The following is a 7,307-nucleotide window of genomic DNA, read 5'->3' as shown; positions in this document are numbered from 1 at the left end:
GAAACGTCGATGCCGCAAACAAGTTTCATTTCGTACTTTGGTTTTACGTTAGAAAAAGGAATGTGGGTTTTTACACCGCTGCAGCTATCCTAACTTTCATGCGAGCTATCAGAGGGCTAGTCTGTGCTCAGTGGAACTGTTCGCAGTACGTGGTGTAAAAAGGCAGCGGGGGACCGCCATGTTAGACAAGCTCTAAAAGGCTTCATTGGGCTATGTGGTCTTACTCCCGCTGCCCACATTCTTTATCACCAAAAAGATAAGAAAACAAACATAGGATGGGCTGTTGCGCTATGGCCTGCGGACACTCTATAAGGTCGTACATTCATTCTCGGCCACAGCGCAAAGCCCTGGTCGTTGGCCGCAACCGTGACCTAAACCAAAACTGCGTAGCATGAAGAAAATTGAGTTTCTCAAGTTGGTCGCCCTTTTCATGGGAATCAACATTCTAATAATCTTTATAAACGCATTTATTAGTATCGCAAGTAGCGGAGGGAACTTTGAGCTCCATTCTGATTTCCTGGCCGAAAGGTTGACTGCTACCACAGCTATCGCAGCCATATTCGCAGTTTTAGGTGCTCTGATCGGTGCTATTATTCCTAAGCTTTTGTATCACCCAAATAGAAAGCATATATTGGTCGGCTCAGAAGCATCTTTTTCCCTAATTCTTATTTTGATTCTGTTTTCTTATAGTTCTTACGGAGTAAGTCGCGATAGCCAAGATGTGCCACTTCCATCCGATGAAAGAGCTTTAGTTGAGGACGCCTCCACACAAGGCATCTTGACTTATATGATGAAAAAGTATGAGTCTCAATACCTGCCTGCTTCAAACACCGAGAAGGAGAGAATGTATAGTGATAATGTTGGGTTTATTAAGGACAACCTCTCAGCTTTCAAAAATCAAGATATTGAGTTCAAAGTAAATCGCGTAGAAGCATACGAAGATAGAATTAGGTATTTCCGATCATGGGATCCTTTGATTATCGAGTGTGGTAGACCTGATGGAGTCAGTTTTACTGGTCGTAGAGAAAAGGATACATCTATCGCTTTCCGGCTTACTGGGAACTTTTACTTAAGCAGGCCCAGTGTAAACGAAAAGGGTGCGCTCGTAATTTATGCATGCCCGACGGGGTCTAGATAGCTGGTTGCGGCCAACATGGGCTATTGCGCTATGGCCTCCGAACACTCCGAAACTTCGTACATTCATCCCCGGCCACAGCGCAAAGCCCTGTCCCTCATGCGCAATTCAATTCCCTAATGAGCAAGTTGTCTTTCTTACTGGTCTTAGTTCTTCTTTCTTGCAACACGTCCTTCGAGGAACGGACTTCTTCGTCAAATGTTCCGACTGCTGTGAAAGTTGAGGATATATTGAACGAAGGGACTTTCAATGTTACATATTACGCTTATAAGGACTTGTCGAAAAGCGAGCTAAGTAAGGTGCATAAAGTTTTAGCCCTTATTGAAAAGGCAGTGGCTAAGGACTCTTCACTACTTGGAAAGTATTTGAAAGGGGAGGAGTTCGATTATGACAAAGTTGGGTTGCGCAGGGACGAAGTAAAACAAGTAGGTATGTTGATGGAAAATGCTGAGCTTGTTAAATTGCCCGGTAAACTCAAGATTTATCTGAAAGATGGTTTCTATTGTTTTGAAGGAGAAGGAAGGTTAGCTTATCTGAATGGATTGCAGGTAAGCGAGAACGGAACTTCATCGCATTTCAGAAATGTAGTAATGCCGATAGATAGCTCTGATGTAAAAAAGCTCTCTGACACTTCGTATTTGTTTCCAGTCCTACGGTATAAGAATTATGGACAGGATAGTGTGCTCGATCAGTTAGTCCATTCGAAGTTTGTTCTTTTTCTAGGCCGAATTCGGAAAACAGGGAAAGTATTTCTGGAACTTCGCAACAACTTGCGCGATCAAGTAGATTCATCTAGAAATGGCCGCTACGCTGTGGAGTTCGATTAGGCGTAACTGCGGCCAGCAGGGACTATTGCGCTAGGCCCGGTCGTTTGAGCCAGAATCATTTTCTAATTTCAGGGGCCAACGCAAAGCACTGGTCGTTGGGCGCCATTCTCTTAGGCTATGCAGAATATCGAAGATTACTTTAAGGATAGTTTTGTCTTCGGCTTTGGCATTGAGCAATTAGAGCTCGTGTTGCAGTTTGCTAACAATTCACGGGGTGTGACCTTCAAGCTCTGGATTGGCAATGGGATCGTTTCTGATTTGTCCAAGGAGTTTGAGAACCTCCCGCTCGACGAGGACGAAAAATCCCTTTTAGCCTTAGGGCGGTTGATGTACGCTAACGTGACCGGTGTCTTTAGATCGGAAGACGGTGGTCTCACGATTCAGTTTGAACGCCAACCTGAACTTAAAGTCCATGGACATATATCAGGCGAAGACAACCCAGAGCCTTGGAGGATTTGCCAAATGACACCAGACACGCGTTACTTGACTTCAGGTGGGTAACGGCACCATGCTTGACGGCCTGCTCGGCGGAACGGCTGCTCACAGGGGCTGTTGCGCTAGCCTAGTTTCACTAAGTTCATATCTTCACTATAGTTCATTGGCCAGCGCAAAGCCCTAGCTGTTAAGCGCTATTCTATGAGAGTCTTCGCCTTAATATCATTTGCTGTTTTGGCCCTGCTGGATAACGCAATGGGACAGGGTAGGTGCATCGGTGAATTGTTCTTCAAAGGAAAGTTTATAGGGAACGGTGAGTGTGTCATTAAAGTTGGTTTTCCCGTACCTAAAAATGCAATGATTTCAGGGGAGGATTCGTTCTATTATATCGATAGAGACTTCAACGTCGGGAAGCTAAAGCAGCAGATCGGTTTTGCTGGACTTAACGACTGCGGTTATGGCTATATGAGAAGATTGTTTACTAACGGACGACGATCTGTACGACTGAGGCTTACGATAGTTGGACGCAAGACCCCGGAATTCATCGAAGTCCCGATTGATCACGTAAAGTTTTATCAACACCTTTGGAAAGGCTATCCTTGTTTGGGGATAGACCTAGGCGATATCCCTATAGGAACAGCGCCTGACATAGGGTATTGCTGTATGGCCTCCGATCAATCACTTTAGTTCGTAAATTCATTTCCGGCCACAGCGCAATGCCCTGGGCGTTAAGCGCCATTTTCGTCGAAACCCCTATATGAGAAGAAGCCTATTCTTTCTAGCTTTCCTTAGTGCCTATAGCGTCTCTTTTGGTCAGATAGCATCTATCGATTTCGACTCCGGGCCGGTTTATCTAAATATGGATGCTTACCTCCTTGCCGCGGTTTCGAATTACGATTGTGACTCGGTCTTCCTTACGTCCAAAGAGGGTTCATTCGAGAAAGATGTCAGCTGCCACTATACATTCAAATCGAAAGTCCAGGGGCCCGGGACAATCTATATACATTATATCTCGAATGGGGATACCATTCTCACCGGAGCGCGCCTGTTTGAAACCTTATTACCGCCTACTCCGAGAGCGCACGTTTCCGACAAAGCAGCTGGAAGTGTTCATAAAGACTTCTTTGTAAAAGCTGGGAAGATCGATGGCTCCTACTTCATGCCGGTTAAAAGATGGTTGCCGTGTGCCGTGGAGAGCTATCAAATCATTATTACGCGACGGAATGCGGTTGTTTTTGATCACTACAACGCTAATGATTCTTTTGATAAGAAGGCGCTTGGAGCGTTCAGTAGCCTCGAATCGAATGATAGAGTCAATTTTATCAACATTCAAGGCTGCTCGGATAAGAATGGAGGATACCTCAACAGCATTGGCTTCACGATTCAGTGAAACTGCACCTAGCAGGGACTATTGCGCTAGGCCCGGTCGTTTCATTTCCTATCTTCACTAGAGGACTTCGTCCAGCGCAAAGCCCTGGTCGTTGGCCGCAATGCAATGAGCGTCCTACCGGTCATATTCCTTTTAATGTTCCTCGCATGCACATCTCCATCAGGCCGGGATCGTCATGCGATTGGTGACTCCATGCGGAAAGTGGACTATGGCCATTTGTCACTTTCAATCCCTGCGTCGTGGAGAGAGCTGGAATCGATGCCGGCACCAGGGGACGCAACGGCTCATCATTACTTCGTCACTCACTCGATGGACACAGTTCATTTTCACCACGGCTTTTCCGCTTCGGCCTACCTGGAAGACACCGAGCGCTTAGTCCGGACTACGGAAATGATCGACGGTCTCTTAGCCCGGAAGATCGAAGGTCTGAACGCCAGCCCCGGTTACACTGCACTTTATATCGACAGTGTAGGAGTAAATCCGAAGATAGGCAACGCTTCTTTTCTGATGTATAGTAAAAGCCTAAAGGGGCGGGCGCGGGACACTTTCTGGGCCGTAGCCAAATCGGTGCACCTGGCGCCTTTCAACTAAACGCACTTCGGTCAACATTAACCGTGTTAAAAGTTCATTTCATGCTCATCGTACAGCAATAGGCAAAGCGCTTGCTTCCTATGAACTCTAAAAAGAAAGCCCCGGCCCATTGGCCGGGGCTTCCGTTATCGGTACTCAGCATCAATGCTGCGTCGTATCCTTCTGCTTCTTCCCGAACAATCCATTGAGCAGGGCCTTGCCGGTATTCTCCGCCTTCTTCCGTACATCCGTCGGCGCGGCGCCGACAGCCGTGTCTTTCTGCCCCGTGAGGCCCTTGATCACCTCGTTCTTCGCGGAGTGCAGTAAGGCGTCCTTCGTGGCCTTCACCGAGTCGCGGAGGGTGCTCTTCGCGCTGTCCACCTTCGACTGCACGAAGGCCGTGGCCTGCACCTTGAGGTCGTCGGCGAGGGAGGCGGCCGATTCCTTGAGGGCGGTCTTGATCTGGGGCTTCGAAACCGTGCCGCCCATGTTCACCTTCAGGTTCACCATGTCGCCGAGCTTTACCGGCACGCCGCGGCTGGCGGCCTGGGAGGCGAGGTTGTTCACCACGTTGTTGGCGCCGGCGCCCAGCTTCGCGCGGGGCATTTTCATATTGAGCACGTAGTCCATCGACTGGTCGAAGCCATGAAGGCCGCCGGCCTCGATCTCCATGTCGGAAAGCTTCACCGTAAAGGGCTTTACCAGCACCTTGCCGTTGGCGAACTCGAAGTAGTTCTTTACCTCCTTGAGCGAGATGTTCTGGAGCGAGTTGATCTGGAGCATCGACGCGAGCTTGTCTACCGGCGCAAACTTCTGGAGCACGCCTTCGAGCAGCAGCAGGTTGCCCTTACCGGAGAGGGAGGCCATATCGGGCATCATACCGTCGCCCAGCTTGCCGGAGACGCTCATCTGCGAGGTGAGGCGGCCACCCATGAAGCGGGCGATCGGCATCAGCCGCTGCACGGTGTTGAAGGCCAGGAAGGTCTTCTGCACGTCTAGGCCCTGCACGTCGTAGGTGAGGGCGATGTCGGGCCGCTTTTTATCCAGCAGGGTGGAGTAGGAGCCGGAGATGCGCATCGTGCCGTCGAGGGCATTGGCGCGCAGGTCCTGTAGATATACGGTCTCGTTGCGGACGGCCAGCCGGCCGCTTACGTTCTTCAGGTCCACTTTGTCGTACAGCACTTCGTCCACCGCCGATGTGAGGGCGAGGTCGAGGTTGGCGGGTACGAGGAAGGGGCCGGCGGGATTTGCTTTTGCAGCGGCCGAGTCGGGGGCCACGGCGAGAAAGCGGTTCAGGTCCAGCTTGTCGGCATGGAACTGCAGTGCGCCCGTGAGGGCCTGGCCCTTCAGCGCATAGGCGAGGATATTGTCGAGGGCGCCGCTCGCGGTAAAGTGCGACGCGCCGTACTGGCCCACCACCTGCGACACATTAAGGGCGCGCGGCGTAAACGCGGCCTGCACCGTCTGCAGCTGCACGGCGTCGGGGTAATCTTTGGAGGAATACAGGAAGTTGGCGAGCGAGAGGTTGCCGGCAGCCGTGAAGCCGTCGTAGCGCTTTTGCTGCAGGGCAGCCACCGAGCCTTTGAGCTGCACGTCGGCGCCGAGGATGCCGGCGAGCTTCGTACCGGCATCGAGCTTCACCATGCCCGCGAGCTTACCGAGGTCGAGGCGGCCCTTGAGGGCGGCGTCGATGAGCATGGCGGTGAGGGGGCGCTGCAGGGCGAGGCGGCCGTCGAAGGCTTCGCCGTCGAACTCGAGGTGCGCCTTCGGGATGTTCACCACCGTGTTGTCGGGCACGCCGTCGGGGTTATTGGCATGGAGCGAGAAGTTGATGTCCTTTACGGGGCGCGGCAGGTCGGGGTACTGGAAGGAGCCGTTCGCGACGTCGAGGTTCACAGCAAAGGCGGGGAGCTGCGTGGCGCTGTAGGTGCCCTTCAGGAAGCCGTCGAATTTGGCGGTGCCGGACGTCTTGATCTTTTCGAACTCTTTCTGGTACAGGGCGGGAATGAGCGAGAGCAATTCGCGGAAAGCGGTGTTGGGCGCCTTGAAGGCGAGGTCCATCTTATAGGTGCTGTCGTTAACGAGCTGCACGAAGCCGGCCGTCTCGAGCTGCAGGTCGTTGAGCGATACGCGTGTGTTCTGGAGCTTGTAGGTGTTCGTCTTGTTGTCGATCTCGATGTCGGCGTCGAGGGTCGTCTTCACCTCCGAGAGCCAGGGCACGGCGCCGTAGCGTACGGTGATGGCGCCGGCGCGGGTCTTTGTCTTCAGCGTGAAGAGGTCGGATGTGAAGTCGCCCGACCCTTCGTGGTCGAGGCCGCGGAGGTGGGTGCTGATGCCGGCGCCTTCGTCGGTATAGCGGATGTCGGCGTTGCGCACGGCGTAGCGCTCGAGCACGAGGCTGAAGGCGGTGGGCTGCACGGTGTTGGTACTGGTATCGGGGAGGGCGATGTCCCAGTTGGCGGTTCCGTCTTTGTGCACGATGGCATTGATGCGCGGGTCGTCGAGCTGCACGGAGTGGATGCGGAAGTCCGAGCCTTTCACCACGCTCCAGAAGTTGAGGGCGGCCTCGGCGCGGCCGGCCTGCAGCAAGGTGTCGCCGGCGAAGTTGCCGGTGCCTACGACGCGCACGTTCTCGACGGCCACCGACACGCGCGGGAAGCGGCGGAAGAAGGAGATGGAGACGTCGGCGAAGTCGACCTGCGCGGCCACGTTCTGGTTGATCCCGCTCTTGAGCGCAGCTACGATCTGCTTGCGGAACAGGAAGGGGGCGGTAAAGGCGAGGAGGAGGAGTACGCCGAGGGCGATGGCGGTGATCTTCAGGATTTTTTTCATCATGCGGGTTTTTCATCTGCCGGGGCAGACGGATCTGGGTGATGCGTGCTGCAAAATAGCTAATCTGTGGCGGATGGGTCGACCGCTTCGACGGACGGCGCCGGTTGCCCGGCTAGCG

At 52.8% G+C, this 7,307-nt stretch carries 6 protein-coding genes; 5 read left to right on the top strand and 1 reads right to left on the bottom strand.

Translation table 11 applies throughout. The features are described from left to right. The first annotated feature begins 391 nt into the window (after positions 1-391). From ABD937_RS19975 to ABD937_RS19955, 5 genes are all read left to right on the top strand, one after another. The gene (locus tag ABD937_RS19975; RefSeq protein WP_345257684.1) at positions 392-1,138 is read left to right on the top strand and encodes a hypothetical protein; all 747 of its coding nucleotides are present in this window, start codon (positions 392-394) and stop codon (positions 1,136-1,138) included. Positions 1,139-1,347: 209 nt separating this feature from the next. Then, positions 1,348-1,962, top strand: coding sequence for a hypothetical protein (locus ABD937_RS19970; RefSeq protein ID WP_345257683.1), 615 nt, complete (start codon positions 1,348-1,350; stop codon positions 1,960-1,962). Positions 1,963-2,079: 117 nt separating this feature from the next. After that, positions 2,080-2,463: a beta propeller repeat protein gene (locus ABD937_RS19965; RefSeq protein WP_345257682.1), complete on the top strand. Its 384-nt coding sequence runs from the start codon at positions 2,080-2,082 to the stop codon at positions 2,461-2,463. Between the two features lie 135 nt (positions 2,464-2,598). Then, entirely contained in the window at positions 2,599-3,084 is a 486-nt protein-coding gene (locus ABD937_RS19960; RefSeq protein ID WP_345257681.1) for a hypothetical protein, read from the top strand. A 70-nt stretch (positions 3,085-3,154) separates the two neighbouring features. Continuing rightward, positions 3,155-3,787, top strand: coding sequence for a hypothetical protein (locus ABD937_RS19955; RefSeq protein WP_345257680.1), 633 nt, complete (start codon positions 3,155-3,157; stop codon positions 3,785-3,787). Between the two features lie 732 nt (positions 3,788-4,519). Here the strand turns inward: ABD937_RS19955 and ABD937_RS19950 are convergent. Continuing rightward, complete coding sequence (locus ABD937_RS19950; protein WP_345257679.1) at positions 4,520-7,189, bottom strand: AsmA family protein; 2,670 nt, start codon at positions 7,187-7,189, stop codon at positions 4,520-4,522. Between the last annotated feature and the right edge of the window lie 118 nt (positions 7,190-7,307).

It is taken from the genome of Flaviaestuariibacter amylovorans (genome assembly GCF_039541815.1).
GTDB classification, from domain to species: domain Bacteria; phylum Bacteroidota; class Bacteroidia; order Chitinophagales; family Chitinophagaceae; genus Flavisolibacter; species Flavisolibacter amylovorans.
This window is presented reverse-complemented; position numbering and strand designations above follow the sequence as displayed.